The 15706-nt window shown below is 61.7% G+C and carries 15 protein-coding genes; 11 read left to right on the top strand and 4 right to left on the bottom strand.

From position 1 onward, the window contains the following. The first annotated feature begins 116 nt into the window (after window positions 1-116). Window positions 117-1799 (top strand): ShlB/FhaC/HecB family hemolysin secretion/activation protein, encoded by a 1683-nt coding sequence (locus tag GH769_RS28190; RefSeq protein WP_032902905.1) that lies wholly within the window; start codon window positions 117-119, stop codon window positions 1797-1799. Between the two features lie 632 nt (window positions 1800-2431). Here GH769_RS28190 and GH769_RS28185 read toward each other — a convergent pair. Both GH769_RS28185 and GH769_RS28180 read right to left on the bottom strand, forming a co-directional pair. Beyond that, complete coding sequence (locus tag GH769_RS28185; protein WP_014716755.1) at window positions 2432-2836, bottom strand: response regulator; 405 nt, start codon at window positions 2834-2836, stop codon at window positions 2432-2434. A gap of 53 nt (window positions 2837-2889) precedes the next feature. Then, window positions 2890-3087, bottom strand: a complete 198-nt coding sequence (locus GH769_RS28180; RefSeq protein WP_019818340.1) for a Flp family type IVb pilin — start codon at window positions 3085-3087, stop codon at window positions 2890-2892. Window positions 3088-3423: 336 nt separating this feature from the next. On the opposite strand from GH769_RS28180, the gene cpaB reads away from it, so the two are divergent. The 8 genes from cpaB to GH769_RS28140 are packed head-to-tail and all read left to right on the top strand — an operon-like array spanning window position 3424 to window position 10850. Beyond that, window positions 3424-4368, top strand: a complete 945-nt coding sequence (cpaB, locus tag GH769_RS28175; RefSeq protein ID WP_019818341.1) for a Flp pilus assembly protein CpaB — start codon at window positions 3424-3426, stop codon at window positions 4366-4368. A gap of 19 nt (window positions 4369-4387) precedes the next feature. Next, window positions 4388-5593, top strand: a complete 1206-nt coding sequence (locus GH769_RS28170; RefSeq protein ID WP_014716753.1) for a type II and III secretion system protein family protein — start codon at window positions 4388-4390, stop codon at window positions 5591-5593. Further along, window positions 5590-6783: a pilus assembly protein gene (locus tag GH769_RS28165; protein ID WP_032901578.1), complete on the top strand. Its 1194-nt coding sequence runs from the start codon at window positions 5590-5592 to the stop codon at window positions 6781-6783. The genes GH769_RS28170 and GH769_RS28165 overlap by 4 nt, the downstream gene beginning before the upstream one ends. Then, the gene (locus GH769_RS28160) at window positions 6780-8051 is read left to right on the top strand and encodes a CpaF family protein (protein WP_014716751.1); all 1272 of its coding nucleotides are present in this window, start codon (window positions 6780-6782) and stop codon (window positions 8049-8051) included. Before GH769_RS28165 ends, GH769_RS28160 begins: the two co-directional genes overlap by 4 nt. Window positions 8052-8060: 9 nt before the next feature. Continuing rightward, the gene (locus tag GH769_RS28155) at window positions 8061-8942 is read left to right on the top strand and encodes a type II secretion system F family protein (RefSeq protein WP_032901579.1); all 882 of its coding nucleotides are present in this window, start codon (window positions 8061-8063) and stop codon (window positions 8940-8942) included. A gap of 1 nt (window position 8943) precedes the next feature. Further along, window positions 8944-9831, top strand: a complete 888-nt coding sequence (locus tag GH769_RS28150) for a type II secretion system F family protein (protein ID WP_019818343.1) — start codon at window positions 8944-8946, stop codon at window positions 9829-9831. Window positions 9832-9841: 10 nt separating this feature from the next. After that, window positions 9842-10567, top strand: coding sequence for a tetratricopeptide repeat protein (locus tag GH769_RS28145; protein ID WP_019818344.1), 726 nt, complete (start codon window positions 9842-9844; stop codon window positions 10565-10567). A gap of 10 nt (window positions 10568-10577) precedes the next feature. Then, window positions 10578-10850 (top strand): DUF3613 domain-containing protein, encoded by a 273-nt coding sequence (locus GH769_RS28140; protein ID WP_032901580.1) that lies wholly within the window; start codon window positions 10578-10580, stop codon window positions 10848-10850. Window positions 10851-10986: 136 nt separating this feature from the next. Here the strand turns inward: GH769_RS28140 and GH769_RS28135 are convergent, their stop codons facing one another. After that, entirely contained in the window at window positions 10987-11772 is a 786-nt protein-coding gene (locus tag GH769_RS28135) for a response regulator transcription factor (RefSeq protein ID WP_014716747.1), read from the bottom strand. A 71-nt stretch (window positions 11773-11843) separates the two neighbouring features. Beyond that, window positions 11844-12347 (bottom strand): prepilin peptidase, encoded by a 504-nt coding sequence (locus GH769_RS28130; RefSeq protein ID WP_014716746.1) that lies wholly within the window; start codon window positions 12345-12347, stop codon window positions 11844-11846. Between the two features lie 71 nt (window positions 12348-12418). On the opposite strand from GH769_RS28130, the gene GH769_RS28125 reads away from it, so the two are divergent. Next, window positions 12419-12856 (top strand): TadE/TadG family type IV pilus assembly protein, encoded by a 438-nt coding sequence (locus GH769_RS28125; protein WP_003188217.1) that lies wholly within the window; start codon window positions 12419-12421, stop codon window positions 12854-12856. Then, a complete protein-coding gene (locus tag GH769_RS28120) occupies window positions 12853-15603 on the top strand; it encodes a PAS domain-containing sensor histidine kinase (protein ID WP_032901582.1) in 2751 nt (916 codons plus the stop codon). Before GH769_RS28125 ends, GH769_RS28120 begins: the two co-directional genes overlap by 4 nt. The last annotated feature ends 103 nt before the right edge of the window (window positions 15604-15706 follow it).

Below are 15706 nucleotides of genomic sequence, written 5' to 3'. Positions count from 1 at the left end.
AAGTCTCTCGTCTTTTTTATGGGCGGCGACACGCTTTATCAATCGCCACCCTCCCGAACCGAGTCCCAGAACCCGGCGGGCCCGAAGCGCTGCTGCAGTTGACCATGGAGTGTCCTATGCGCGTGTTGACGCCGTTGTTATTGCTCACCCTCAGTGCCTACGTCCAGGCCGAGACCCTTCCCAGCTTTCTTAACAGCAACGACACTGTCCGCACCCTGCCGGTGCCCAACCTGCCCGCCGACGCCTACCGACCACCCTCGTCGAAAACCCAGGTACCTGAAGCGCCACCGACTGCCGGCCAGCCGCTGTTGATGGACACCAAGGTCACTATTCGAAAGTTGCAGATCGAAGGCGGAACGGTCTACCCGCTCGCCGAGACGGCACAGGTGTATGCGCCGTTGATTGGACGAGAAACCAACCTCGCCCAACTGATTGAAGCGACCCGTGGGATCACCCGCCGTTACCAGGAGGATGGCTACCTGCTGTCCTACGCGTTCCTGCCGCAACAGAATTTCGAAAACGGCCTGGTCCGCGTGGTACTGGTGGAGGGCTACATCAAGGACTATCAACAAACCGGCGACATCGGTTCGGTGTCGGCCTACGTCGATAAACTCGCGCAGAAGCTCCTGGCTGAGCGCCCGCTGACCCGCAAGACTTTCGAGCGCTACACCACGCTGATGAGCCGCATCCCCGGCCTCAGCGTACAGGCGCAAGTACCGCCACCGGGCACCACTGATGGCGCCACGCACATGCAGATCCAGGCCAGCCGCAAACCTTTCACCACCAGCATGAGCCTGGTGCAAAAAAGCCGTGGCGGCACGCAAGCGTTGCTGAGCGCCACCAGCAATTCCCAGACGTCCATGGGCGAGCAGCTCAGCGTCAGCGGCCTGTTCCCACCCGGCGAGGACAAAGAACACTACTACCGTGTGGACTACAACCAGTTCATCAACGCCGAGGGCACCCAACTGGCACTCGCCGCCGAACGCTATCGCGCCGACCCCAACAGCAGCGTGCAACTGGACGGCGGTTTCGAACTCAAGCCGCACCAGTCCATAGACCGCTACTCCATTGGCCTGAGCCATCCGTTCATCGCCTCCCCCACCGAGTCGCTCACCCTGGGCACGCGCCTGTACGCGGTCGACCAGACCACGCGCTATAAACTGGTGGGCTACCCGCTGCGTTTCGACATCGAATCCAACCTGCGCGCCCTGGCCTTCGAAGGCGATTGGCGCAAAGCCGACGCGCAACGCCTGCGCATCATCAGTGGTGGCCTGTACCAGGGCATAGACGGCTTGGGCGCCACAGCCCGCAGCGACCTCGGCGTGGCCAAACCCGACCTCGACTTCTTCCGCCTGCGCCTTTCCGGCGTGCAAAGCGACAAGTTCTTCGACAACTGGCAAGGCGTGTTGTCGGGTGCGCTGTACTGGAGCGACAACACCCTGCCCGACAGCGAACGCGCGACCTTCGGCGGGCAGAATTTCGGCCGTGGCTACCCGGACGACCAAGGCTCGGGCGACAAGGGCTGGGGGGTGGCGTACGAGGTCAACTACAGCTTCAACCGCACCGGCAACTGGGTGAAGATCCTGCAACCCTACGTCGTAGTCGACCGCGCCAAATCCTGGTTCAACGACCTGCCGGTCAAGGCCAACGACATGTCCTCGGCGGCGGTGGGTTTACGTTTTGGCGACAAGAAGTACTACAACATCGCGCTGGAGGCGGCCAAGCCAATGTCGGATATCGCCCTGGACAGCTTTAATCGCAGGCCGCGATATACGCTGAGTTTCAGTTATCAACTGTGATGAGGGCACCTGTAATCAACGTGGGAGCGGGCTTGCTCGCGAAGGCAGTGTGTCAGTCAATGAATCTTTAACTGAACCACCGCTATCGCAGACAAGCCAGCTCCCACAAGGGTCTGTGTTGCTCACAGAATCAGTGCCCGACACAGATCCCAGCGACCTGACAGCCGAACCCCCTCTACCTGAGCCCCCGCAATCAAACGGTGGGAGCTGGCTTGCCTGCGATGACGGCCGGACAGTCGACGACTAAGTGCCTGGCACCCCACGAGCCAAATGTGGGAGCGGGCTTGCTCGCGAAGGCGGTGTGTCAGTCAATGAATCTTTAACTGAACCACCGCTATCGCAGGCAAGCCAGCTCCCACAAGGGTCTGTGTTGCTCACAGAATCAGTGCCCGACAGATCCCTGCGGCTTGACAGCCGAAACCTCTCTACCTGAGCCCCCGCGATCAAACGGTGGGAGCGGGCTTGCCTGCGATGAGGGCCGGACAGTCGGCGACTAAGTGCCTGGCACCCCACGAGCCAAATGTGGGAGCGGGCTTGCTCGCGAAGGCAGTGTGTCAGTCAATGAATATTTAACTGAGCCACCGCTATCGCAGGCAAGCCAGCTCCCACATTTAATAAGCGGTGCCGGTCCGTTACCGACCAGGTGTAGAGAGGGGAAACAGGCTATTGAGGGTATCGAGCAAGCGAGCCAGGTAGATCGGCTTGCGAAACAGATCCAGCACCTGCAAGCGCAGCATATCGCTGACATCATCCATTTCTGCATGACCCGACATCACGATCACAGGCAAATGCGAGCGTGAGGTGTGTTCGCGCAGGCGCTTGATCAAGGAGATACCGCTTTCCTCAGGCATGCGCAGATCGGTGATGACCAGGGCGATATCGGGGTGAAGTGTCAATTCTTGCAAGGCGAAGGTGACGGAGGTCGCGGTAAAACAGACGAACCCCTCGTTTTCGAGGGATTCGGCCAACTCGATCAGCGCATCCTCCTCGTCATCCACCAATAGGATTTGTTGGCGGGATGACAAAAGGGTGCTCATGGGCGGTACCTGATAAATGAGACCACCAAGAGAACAATCGAAAGCATCGACGGTTAGGCCGCTGGCGTTAATGCAACGACTACCTTATCTAAAACGCCTTTAATTTTTTCGCCAAGCCCAGTGCCAACACCCACTATTACCAACGCAACTATCGCCACAATAATCACATATTCAATGGCCGACGCCCCGTCTCTACGGCGCAGGAATAACTGAGCGTGAATGTAAAATTTCAAGAACAGGTCAAGGATCATATGAGATCTCCTTCATGCGCCACAAAGCGCCGATACAGCTGGCCCGCACAATGATTGCCGTGTGCCACTAGAGCATTGTCAACAAATTTAACACTCACAACTGTAAGAACGAATTAATCATAAAGTATTAGTCGCCGCGCCAGCCCCACAAATCCGTTATTTACAGGCCCCGCTTTAACCGCGCAGATAAATTTTTCATTCAGTAATGGCAATTTGTCCTAGCTGGGCTACCTTCAAATAGCCAAATCGTTAGTTGTTCATCACAGCCCAGTTGCGAATTTAACTCGTTTGGATTAACGGGAATAAAAGCAGTGCAACAGGATAGGGAGCGCCGTCATGAACAGTCGTATCAGCATGGTCCTGGCTGGCTTGCTGCTTATCGGAGCCCTGGTTGCAGGGTATTGGGGCCTGGTGCTGAGCCGTCCGCCGGCACCCGCCGTAGCGCCCTCGCCAGCACCTGTCATTTCCGTTGAAAAAACCGTTGCTGTCGTGGAAGACCAGACCCGCCAGCCGGTCGTGGTGCTGGTGCACGCGGTTGCGCCTTTTGTGCCCCTCACCGCTGCCGATGTCGCCGTGGAAAAACTGCGCACCGTGCCGGCTGGCAGCCTGACCAGCGTTGACCAGGCCATCGGCCGCACGCCCTTGCGGGCCCTGGGTGCCGGCACCTGGCTCAATGATGAGAGCTTCACCGCCGGCGGCCCCCTGGCCCGCATGATTCGTACAAACGAACGCGCACTGGCCGTCGCCGTCGATGAGGTCATCGGTGCCGGTGGCCAGTTGAGCCCCGGCGATTACGTCGATGTCTTGCTGTTCTTGCGCCAGGACAATGCCAATGCCGAGCAGTCGGCGCAGGTGGTCATCCCAGCGATTCGCCTGCTCAGCGTCGGCGACCAGTTGGGCTTGGCCAACGACGGCACCCCGGCCGTACCGCCACCCGGCACCGCCGAAGAACGCGCCCAGGCTGCCCAACGCCGCACTGCCGCGCGCAGTGTGGTGCTGGCGGTGCCCGAACCCTTGCTGAGCCGGCTGATGCTCGCCTCCCAAGCCGGCACGCTGCGCCTGGCCGTGCGCAGTGCCGACGAACAATTGCTCAGCCGCTACTGGGCCGGCGAAAGCGACACCCCGGACAAGGTGCAAAGCGCCAACCGCGACCTCTACCAATTCACCCAATTGGCCCTCAGCGGCCCGCCAAAAAAAATCACCCCCGCGGTGGCCGACACCGGCCAGCGTCGGGGCGTCGAAGTGATTCGCGGCGCGGCGGCGGCACAACCTACCCCCTGATTGAACAAGGATGCCTTGAATGAGCCAACGCTACGCTCAATTGGCCTTGGCCTTGATGCTGCCGTGCCTGCCCCTGGGCATGGCGATGGGCGCATCGGGCAACTGCAACACCCTGGGCCAACTGCCCGCTGTGATCGAGGTGGGCGAAGGCTTGCAGACCGAGCTGCAATCGCCGGTAGCGATTACACGCCTGGCTATCGGCGATCCGAAAATCGCCGACGTGCGGGTCAACGGCGACCGCCACTTTCTGCTCACCGGTGTCGGCAGCGGTGCCACCAGCCTGATGGTGTGGACCGGCTGCTCGACCACGCCGCGTCAGAGCATGGTGTTCGTTAAAGGCAAGGCCACCTCGGCGCTGACCAGCCAATCGCTGTCGCCCTCCGAAGACCCGACGCTGCCCAGCCAGGTGCAGACCGATATTCGCTTCGTCGAGGTCAGCCGCACCAAGCTCAAGGAAGCCAGCACCAAGATCCTGGGCATGGGCAACAATTTCTTCCTCGGCAGCCCAAGCTTGCTGTCCCCTTCAGAGGGCATCTTCAAATTGCCGGTGAGCGCTGACAGCTTCAACATCGGGTTTGGCGGTGGCCGGGTCAAGGCACTGATCAACGCCCTGGAAAGCAGCGGCTTCGCCTATACCCTGGCGCGCCCGAGCCTGGTGGCCATGAGCGGCCAGAGCGCGACCTTCCTGGCCGGCGGCGAAGTGCCGATTCCGGTGCCCAGTGCCGGCAGCGATACCATCACCATCGAGTACAAGGAGTTCGGCATTCGCCTGACCCTCACGCCCACGGTCATCGACCACAACCGCATCGCCTTGAAGGTCGCCCCGGAAGTCAGCGAGCTGGACTACAACAACGCGATCCGGATTGAGGGCATCCAGGTGCCTGCCCTGACCGTCCGGCGCACCGACACCAGCGTGTCACTGGCCGATGGCGAAAGCTTTGTGATCAGCGGCCTGATCAGCAGCACCAACCGCTCCACCATCGCCAAGCTCCCGGGCCTGGGCGATATCCCGATCCTTGGTGCGTTTTTCCGCGACTCCAATATCAACAGCGAAGAAAAAGAACTGCTGATGATTGTCACGCCGCATCTGGTCCAGCCACTGGCTGCCAATGCGCAGTTGCCGTCGCTGCCCGGCGAAAAACTGCGCACCTATGACCCGAATTGGTTCCGGCTGTTCTTCCTGGAAAACGGCAACTTCGACCGTCGCAGTGGACTTTCCCAATGAGCGATAGCCTGAGCCAGACCTTCCTGGCAATCACCCGCAACAGCACCGACCTGGAATGGCTCCAGGGCGCACTGGCGCCCCTTGGCCAAGTGATCAGCGTGGGCGGCGGCAGCCTCGATGAATTGTTGGCACTGGTGGACGTGACCTTCGCCAACCTGGTGTTCGTGGGCCTGGACCGTGAACACCTGGTGGCTCAGAGCGCCTTGATCGAAGGCGCCCTGGAAGCCAAGCCGATGTTGGCGGTGGTGGCCTTGGGCGACGGCATGGACAACCAGTTGGTGCTCAACGCCATGCGTGCCGGTGCGCGGGATTTTGTCGCCTATGGCTCGCGCTCCAGCGAAGTGGCCGGGCTGGTGCGGCGCCTGAGCAAGCGCTTGCCGCCCACCGCGCCGAACGCCCACCTCGGTGGCCTCACCGTGCTCTACGGTGCCCAGGGCAACACCGATGGCGCCTTGCTGGCAAGCCACTTGGCGATGGTGGTGCAAAAAAGCGGCCAGCAGACGCTGATGCTCGACCTCGGCCTGCCCAGGGGCGATAGCCTGGCGCTGCTGGGCCTGGACAGCACCTTCAATTTCGGCGACGCCTTGCGCCACCTGCGCCGCCTGGACGCCACGCTCATCAACAGCGCCTTCACCAGCACCGACGACGGCCTGCGGATCCTTGCCTACGCCGCCAGCGATGAACCCTTGGAAATGACCAGCGCCGCCGAGCTGTACATGTTGCTCAGCGCCTTGCGCCAGCACTTCCAGCACATCGTGGTCAACCTCACCGGGCAAGCGGACAGCGAAGCCCTGCGTACCTTTGTCAGCCACTGCGACAAGTTGCTGTGGTGCACCGACCAGGGCGTGCTCGACTGTCGGCGTAACCTGGCGGTGCTGAACCTGTGGCGCGAAAAAGGCATGAAGCTCGACCATGCCAAGCTGCTCGTCGATCGCTACATCAAAGCCTGTGCCCCCGACACCGAAGCCCTGGAAAAAAGCTTCGGCATGGAGTGCATCGCCGTGCTGCCCCTGAGCCCAGAAGTGCGCCTGAACGCCAAAAACCAGGGGCAAAGCCTGTTCACCCTGGCCCCCCGCGAAGCCTTGACCCAAGCCCTGCGTCACCTGGGCGAGCGCCTGGCCAAACGTACCGAAGGCTTGGATAAACCCTCGACACGCTGGTTCGAACGCCTGCTGGGGGCGAGTCGATGAACGGCGAAAAACTCTTCGGCGCCCCGGCCCGTGGAAGCGCCGCGCACAACGACCATGATGGCCTGAAACTGGTGCTGCATCGCTACATCATCGATGCCATCGAAGAGTCGGGCCAGAATCTGCTGGAAGGCTCGCGCCAATCCCTGGCGCAATTTGTCATCGACAAAGTGGCCGAATACATCACGCGCATGCACCTGGCGATCTCGCGCTATGAAATGGAGCGCCTGGCCGAGGAAATCGTCGACGAGCTGACTGGCTTCGGCCCGCTGGAAGTGCTGCTGCGCGATGTGTCGATCACCGAGATTCTGGTCAACGGCCCGCACCGGGTGTTTATCGAGCGTGACGGAGTACTCCATCAGAGCGATCTGCGTTTTATCGACGCGCACCATGTAGAACGCGTCATGCAGCGCATTCTCGCGCCCCTTGGAAGGCGCCTGGATGAGTCGTCACCGATGGTCGATGCGCGCTTGCCAGATGGCAGCCGGGTCAATGCGATCATCCCGCCGATTGCCCTGGACGGCCCCTGCCTGTCGATCCGCAAGTTTCGCAAGGACATGCTCAAGAGCAGCGACCTGGTGGCGATGCAGACCATCGACCACCCTATTTTCGAGTTCTTCCAGGAAGCGGTGGGCAAGCGCTGCAATATCCTCATCAGTGGCGGCACAGGCACCGGCAAGACCACGCTACTCAATATCCTCAGCCAATTGATCAACCCCCACGAACGCCTGGTCACCATCGAAGACGTGGCCGAGCTGCAACTGGGCCACCCCCACGTGGTGCGCCTGGAAACCCGCCCGCCCAATGCCGAGGGGCATGGCGAGGTCAAGGCCAGCGACCTGATTCGCAACGCCCTGCGGATGCGCCCGGACCGCATCATCCTTGGCGAGATCCGTGGCGTCGAAGTGCTCGACGTAATGACGGCCATGAACACCGGCCATGACGGTTCCATGAGCACGGTGCACGCCAACAATGCCCAGGACGCGCTATTGCGCCTGGAAACCCTGGTGGGTCTGACCGGCCGTGTGGTGGCGGAGAAAACCCTGCGGCAGATGATCTGCGCCGCACTGGATGTGGTGATCCAACTGACGCGCCTGCCCGATGGGCGCCGTTGCGTCAGCGAGGTGGTAGAAGTGGTGGGCGTACGCGACGACGTGTATGTCACCAACACCCTGTTCCGCCTCGACCGCCGTACCGGTTTTGGCTTCCTGCGCGAAGCGCTCAACCCGGCCGGCGACAAGCTGCGGCGTGAATCGGCATTGCCGTTGTAGAGAGGGCTTATGACCGGACTTGTCTTGCTGCTCATTTGCATCCTGCTGATCAGCCTGTCCGTCTGGCTGTTCCAGCGAGGGCTGCGCCAGGCCGGTACCGATCGGGTGCTGGAGCGGCTCTCCGATGGCCAGCCGGTAGCCCAGGAGCCGAACGGCAGCTGGGTTGCGCTGGAGCGCATGTTCCAGCGCGCCGGCCTGGGCAAGCCCACCGACCGCCTGGGGTTGTGGCTGAGTGGCTGGACCGCGGGCATGTTGCTGGGCTATCTGCTGGCCGGCGGGCTAGGCCTGTTGGCCATGCTGATCCTGCCGCCGCTGCTGTTGCGGGTGTATATCGCCTGCCGCTACCAACGGCGAGTGCAGCGCATGGTCGAACAATTACCGCAGCTGCTGGACCACAGCGTGCGCAGCCTCAAGTCTGGGCGCACCCTGGCAGACGCCGTTCTGGGCGCAATCGACAGCACCGAAGCGCCGCTCAAACAGGCGATGAGCCGCATCCAGCGTAACGTGCAAATGGGCGTGAGCCTGCCGGAGTCGGTCAGCGACTTTGCCGAGTTTTACGAACGCGATGAGTTCCGCCTGTTTGCCCTGGGCCTGAAGGTCAACCACCGCTACGGCGGCAACGCCAGCGAGCTGCTGGAAAACCTGATCAAGATGATCCGCGAGCGCGAACAGGGTGCGCGCCAACTCAAGGCCATGACCGGCGAAACGCGCATGACCGCCTATGTGCTGGCGGGCTTGCCCATCGCCATGGTCGGCTACTTTTTGATGGTCAACCCCGGCTACCTGATGAGCATGTGGAACGACGGTACAGGGCGCTACCTGCTGCTGGCCGCGGTGGCGCTCGACATCACGGGCACCTTCGTCATGTGGCGCATGTTGCGGAGTATTTGAGATGGCCATCCTGATCTGCATCCTGCTGTCGCTCGCCGCCGTCGCCTTGATCGTCGGCAACCTGCTGGAGCAGAAGCGCCGTCAACGCCTGGTCAGCCAACGCCTGCAAGGCCAACTGACCCGCGAGGACAAACTCGGCAGCCTGATGCGCCAGTTGGGCGCCAGCGCCGTGGCCCAGCGCTCGGTCAGCCTGGACAACGAAACCCAGACCCTGCTCAACCGCGTCGGCTGGCGCAAAGCCAACCAGCGGTCCATGTTTGCGGCTTTCCAGATCGGCGTGCCCATCGTGCTACTGGGCTTGACCCTGCTCGGCCAGCAACTGCTGTTCCCCCATGCTGGCTCGCCCTGGATTGCCCCGGCAATTGCCCTGGGCATCGGTTACCTGCTGCCCAAACGCATCCTGGCCCTCAGCGCGAAATACCGCCAGGAGCGCATCGCTCGGGAAATTTCCACCTTCATTCCGTTGCTGCGCATCCTGTTCGAATCCGGCATGGCAGTTGAGCAATCGCTGCGGGTGTTGAGCACCGAAGCCCAGCGCTTGCTGCCAGACCTGACCCATGAACTGCGGCTGGTCCTGGCAAGGGTCGACTCGGGTCTGGAACTGTCCGAAGAGTTGGGCAAGACCGCACGCCTGCTGGCCGTGGATGAGTTCACCGACACCTGCATCATCCTTCAGCAGTTGATCCACCAAGGCGGCGGTGCGATGAAATCCCTGCTGGCCCTCAAGCAGTTGCTCGACGACCGCCGCCTGACCCGCCTGCAGGAATACATTTCGAAGATGTCCGCGAAGATGTCCGTGGTGATGATGGTGTTCCTGTTTCCCGCCTTGCTGATCGTGCTGGGGGGGCCGGCCATGATCGCCATCTCCCGAGCCTTGAATAATTTTTGAGGAGCCTGCCATGAAACCACTGATCGTCGCCTTGAGCCTGCTGATGCTGGGCGGTTGTGCCAGCAATGGCCAGGTTCCGTGGGCCGGGTTGCTGGCGCCGGGCAGTTGCCCCAAGCCCAGCGCCGACCAGGAGCTGTCGCTGAACCTGGCCGATGACATGGCCAACGAAGGCAAGCTGCACGCCAGCCTCGCCAACCTGCAGAACCTGCCCAGCACCCTGCCCCAGGTTCGTCAACGCCAGGCCCGTGCCTATCGCTTGCTGGGCCGTGCTGACGCCGAGCCGTTGTACCGCAGCCTGCTGGGCACCTGCCTGGCCGCCGACGGTGAGCACGGCCTGGGGCAACTGGCATCGGCCAAGGGCGACAACGGCCAGGCCATGGCTCACCTGCAACGTGCGGCACGGCTGGCGCCCACCGACGAAAAAATCCGCAATGACCTGGGCGTGGTGTACCTCGATCAACGGCGCCTGGACGACGCACGCTTTGAATTCATGACCGCCATCGAGCTCAAGCAAAGCGATCAACTGGCGGCAGTGAACCTGGTGACCTTGCTGATCTATCAGGACAATTGGGAGCAGGCCGCGAAAGTGGTCGGCCAACTCGGGTTGAGCCCTGATCAGGTGACCCGGGCCCAGGCACGGGCGCAACACCTCAAGGAGGCTGGCACGGCACCGCAGCGTCCAGTCAAAGATCAGGTAGCGGCGGTCAGCGACACGCTGCCGGCCTCTGTGAAATAGGGAGTCGATGATGAAATTCCACCACCTTGCCGGCCTTGCCTGCCTGGCGCTGCCCCTCCTTGCTTCGGCCATCGAAGCGGGGCCATCTTCACCCCGGCAGGCAGAAACGGAAAACTGGATGGCGCTGCAACTGAGCGGGCGTGCAGCCTCGGCCAACCCGCAAAAAACCACGCCGGCAGAACGCGAACAGGCGCTCAAGCGCTGGCTGGACAGCAACAAGCATCCAATCCCGGAGTTTTTTGATCAGAAAGTAGGCGGGACTGCGCAAAGTGGAAGCAAGTAAAGCTACTGTGGCGAGCAAGCTTGCTTGCGCTGGGGTGCGAAGCGCCCCCAAGAAAAGCCGACTCCAGCTGCGCTGTCGAGCGGGAGCAAGCTCCCTCGCCACAGAAAGATGGCTCCTGCAAGGTTTGCCTGGGCCTTTAGTGCGCAGTCACCCGCTGGCGCATCGCCGAGTTGTTCGGTGACAACGCCAGCGCCAACTGCGTGCGGTTGTGCATATGGGTCAGGCGTAATACCTGGGACACATACAGCTTGACCGTGTTCTCGGTAATCCCCAGCTCACAGGCAATCTGGTAGTTGGTCTGGCCCTTGCCCACCAGGCGGGCCACATCCAACTGGCGCGGTGACAGTTGATTGAAGATCGCCGGGATCTCCAACGGCCCGGCTTCATCGGCCGAAGGGTCCCCGTCATGGTCCTGGGGCGTCGGGTTTCGGCGCACCTTGTCCAAGTCCATATACAAGTCGTTGATGGATTCGGACAGGTACTGCAGCTTCTGGTTGAGCGTGCCCAGCTGCAGGTCTTTCTGCCGCTCCTCCAATGCCACTTCCTGGCGCTTGAGGCCCTCGAGCAATTCATCGAGGTTGATCGGCTTCTGGTAGTAATCAGCGATGCCCGCACGCAGGGCCTTGATCACATCCTGCTTGTCGGCGCGCCCGGTAAGCATGATCGCTTCGAACGCGCGATGTTTGCCGGCGATGCGTTGCAGCGCCTGCACCAGCTCGATGCCGTCCATGTCCGGCATATGCAGGTCACACAGCACTAAACCGATCTGAAGGTCTTCCTTGAAACGCTGGACAGCTTGCTCACTGGACTCGCACGGGACACAACGGTACCCGCTGCTTTCAAGAAATTCACAGAGCTCCTCTACGATTAAGGGTTGATCGTCGACTACGAGCACTTTTACTGCGGACGTAAGCTTGTTCACGCGCTACTCCATGCCTGGCAAGCCAAATGATGACCTATCCTTTCTGACGAAAATTCCTACACAACTCCTGATTAAACGTAGACGTACTTTCCGACTATGTACATAGCATTAATCAACTCGCGCGACTGATGGATCCAAAACCAGCTGCCGGCAAAACCTGTCAAAACGAAGGGCGCAAAAGGCTGTTTTGTTGACGCTTGCCCTCCCCGTTCAACGCGGTTTGAGCTAAGCCCTTGATGCATAAGTGTCCAGGCCACCATGGCGATGCCCGCACCGATCAACGCCCCCAGCAGGTACTCGATATTGGAGGCCAGCCCCAGGGCGGCGAGCAACTTCACATCTCCCGCGCCAAAGCGGCCCAACGCATAACCCGGCAAAGTCAGCACCAACGCCAAGGCCAAGGCCAGCCCCCCCTCGCTGCGAGGCGCGCCCAGCCACGTCGACCCCGCCCACAGCAGGTAGATCAACGCCAGCAGCCCAACGCCCAGGGTCAGCGTATTGGCAATCTGGCGCTGGCGAATATCCTGCACGGCACATACGCCCAACCACAGCACAATCACTAGCGTCTGGATCACGTAAAAAACATCCCTTTTGGCTGAATGATTCTATGCTGATATCAAGTACTCGCCTCAGGGTAGACGCAGTCATGAAATCGAGCCTCCCGAGAAAGCAAAAAGGTGCTGCGGCGATCGAGTTTGCCTTGGTCTTCGTGATTTTCTTTGCGGTGTTCTACGGCATGCTCAGCTACAGCTTGCCATTGCTGTTGATGCAGTCATTTCACCAGGCGGCGGCTGAAGGGGTACGCCGCAGTGTGTCCCTGGACCCCAGCACCGCAGGCTATTCGGCCCTGGTGGTGCAACGCGCCAAGGATGCCGCCCAGGCCCAATTGAACTGGATCCCCGGCTCATTGAAATTCTTGCCCGGCTATATCACCGCCACCTACACCAATAATTTGCTGACGGTGAAGATCACCTACCCCTCGGCCAATATCAAAGCGGTCCTGCCGGCCCTGGTATTGCCCGGGGTGGGCACCGTACCCAACCTGCCCACCAACCTCACTGCTACCTCGAGCCTTCAGTTTTGACGACGGGGGATAAATTGTTCGCACGCCTGCGCGGACGCAGCAGCGCCCTGGCCTTGGACGCGCCAGCAACACCCGCGCCGGGCCTGCAAGTGCAATTGGACAACCTGGGTCGGGTGCTGAGCATCTCAGGCACCTTGAGGCCTTTGCTTGCCCAGCATCTTGCCAACGCGCCCAACCCGCCCTTGCAGACCTTGCTGTGTGCCGATAGCGCACTGAGTGTCGAGGGCACGCCGCAGGAGTGGCAACGACACGGCCTGGACCTCGACTTTCAGGGCGCTGCCGGCCAGGTCCTGCATACCCGCGGCTGGATCGAGCCGGAGGGTGACGGCTGGGCCCTGCACCTGCTGGACATCACTGACCTGCTGGCCGACCGAGTACGGGTGCAGCAACGCGAACAGAACCACCAACTCGCCGCCCTGATGAGCGAACAGCTGCGCGTGTGCAGCCCCAACCGCCTGCCCCAGGTGTTCAGCGAACACCTGCGCAGCGTGGCCCAGCGCTGGCGCATCCCCTGCGTCGCCATGGCACTGCTCGACGAAGATGACCAGGGCTGGCGCATCTACAGCCACTACGCCGCCCACGACGCCCCGGCCTTATGGCAAACCGGGCAACACCTGGGCACCAGCCTGGACAGCATCAACGGCAACACGCCACTGAGCCTGGACATTGTCCAGGGGCGCAGCGACAACCCGCGCCTGCACGGTGTATTTGGCAATGCCGACGGCTTCCTGGTGCCGTACCGCGACAGCCATGGCGCCGCCGCGTGGCTGCTGTGTGGTTTTTATAACGGCCAGGCACACCACACCGGCGAGCGTGACTGGCTGAACCTGTGCGCAGCACTCGCCGCGCCGCTGCTGGGCCGCCTGCGCGAACAGCGTCACCACCAGCAACTGGAACGGGTTGAAGCCCTGCAAGGCCTGCTCGGCACTGGCTGGTGGGAACTGTTGCCCGCCACCCAGGAGATCCAACTGGCGCCACAATTGCTGCGCAACCTGAGCCTGGACGAAGGCCCCACCCGCCAACCTCTCGGCACCTGGCTCGAACTTATCCACCCCGCCGACCGCCAGGCCCTCGACAGCCGCCTGAAAGACCTGCAAGCCCTGGGCAAGCCACTGCTGACCAGCGTGCGCCTGCAACGCACCGAGTCCGAGCAGTCGCCCCTGTGGTACCGCATACAAGGCCAAGTGCTGGGCGCCGGCAATGAACGGCGCTGGATCGGCTTCATGCTCGACATCAGCGACATCCAGAACCAGCAACTGCAAGCCGCCGCCGCCCATGCGCGCCTGGACAACCTGATCGCCAGCTCACCGGCCGTCATCTATGTGCAGCGCTACGTCAACGGCGCGCTGCACCCGGCGTTTTTCAGCGCCAGCCTGTTGCCGCTGCTGGGCTGGACCTTGGCCGATTGCAACCACGACACCCTGGCGGCGCTGATTCACCCCGACGACCGAGAACGCTACTTCGAACGCACCCGCCAACTGCTGCGCGAAGGCAACGTGCGCAGCCGCTACCGCCTGCGCGACAAACAAGGCAACTACCACTGGCTGCTCGACGAAGCCAAGCTTTTGCGCGACGACCTCGGCCTGCCGGTGGAAGCCGTAGGCCTGTGGCTGGACGTCACCGAAGCGACCCTGGCCGCCGAGCAGGTGCGCCAAAGTGAAGAACGCTACCGCATCCTGGTAGAAGACTCGCCAGCGATGATCTGTCGCTACCGCCCCGACCTGATCCTCACCTTCGGCAACACGCCGCTGGCCAATTACCTGGAATGTCGGCCCGAGCAATTGCCAGGCATCGACCTGGGCCAGTGGCTGTCGGATGAACAACGCGCCGCCTTTGTACAGCGCATCCAGCAACTGACCCCGGAATTCCCGGTGAGCACGGCGGAAATCAGCCTGCAACTGCCGGGGCGCGAACATGCCTGGTGGGTGTGGTCGGACCGTGGCGTCTTCGATGAACAAGGCGCCCTGATCGAGGTGCAGGCCGTGGGGCGCGACAACACCGAAGTACGCCGCTCCCAGCAGCAACTGACCCAAAGCGCGAAAATGGCCACCCTCGGCGAAATGGCCACCGGCCTGGCCCATGAGATCAACCAACCGCTGAACGTGATGCACATGGCCGTCGTCAACGTGCTCAAGCGCCTGGGCAATGGCGATGTGCAAATCGACTACCTCACGGAAAAACTCCAGCGCATCGACGCCCAAGTGCAACGTGCAGCACGGGTGGTCGACCATATGCGCGTGTTCGGCCGCCGCTCGGAAATCGAGCAGCAACCGTTCGACCCGGCGCAGGCGCTGGAGGGCACCCTGTCCCTGCTCAGCGAAGGCCTGCGCGGCAAAGGTGTGGACGTGCGCATCAGCCCTGCGGACTTCTCGGTGCAGGTCAAAGGCTATGTCGACCAACTAGAACAAGTACTGATCAACCTGATGGTCAACGCCCGCGACGCCCTGCTCAGCCAGCGAGAAAAAGACCCTGCCCTGCGCCCCTGGATTGCCCTGCACAGCGAGCACGACAGTCGCCATGTGCGTATCTGGGTTGAAGACAACGCCGGCGGGATAGACCCGCGCTTGCTGGAGCGGATTTTCGAACCGTTCTTTACCACCAAGCCAATCGGCGTCGGCACCGGGCTGGGGCTCTCGGTGAGCTATGGGATTGTGGAAAACATGGGTGGGTGCCTGAGCGTCACCAACGGCGAGGCCGGCGCGAAATTCTGCGTCGAGTTGCCCATCGCGCAGAACTCAATCAGCTAACCACGATGCGAAGTGAGCCGCACTTGCTCTTGCTCTTGCTCTGCTTTTGATCTGAAGCGCCCCGTTAAACCACGCTGGCCGGAATTCGACAGGGATTTGGGGG

Origin of the sequence: Pseudomonas sp. CFSAN084952, from assembly GCF_009648855.1 — a bacterium.
Taxonomy (GTDB): domain Bacteria; phylum Pseudomonadota; class Gammaproteobacteria; order Pseudomonadales; family Pseudomonadaceae; genus Aquipseudomonas; species Aquipseudomonas paracarnis.
Note: the sequence above shows the minus strand (reverse complement) of the source record. Positions and strands in the feature narration are given on the sequence as shown.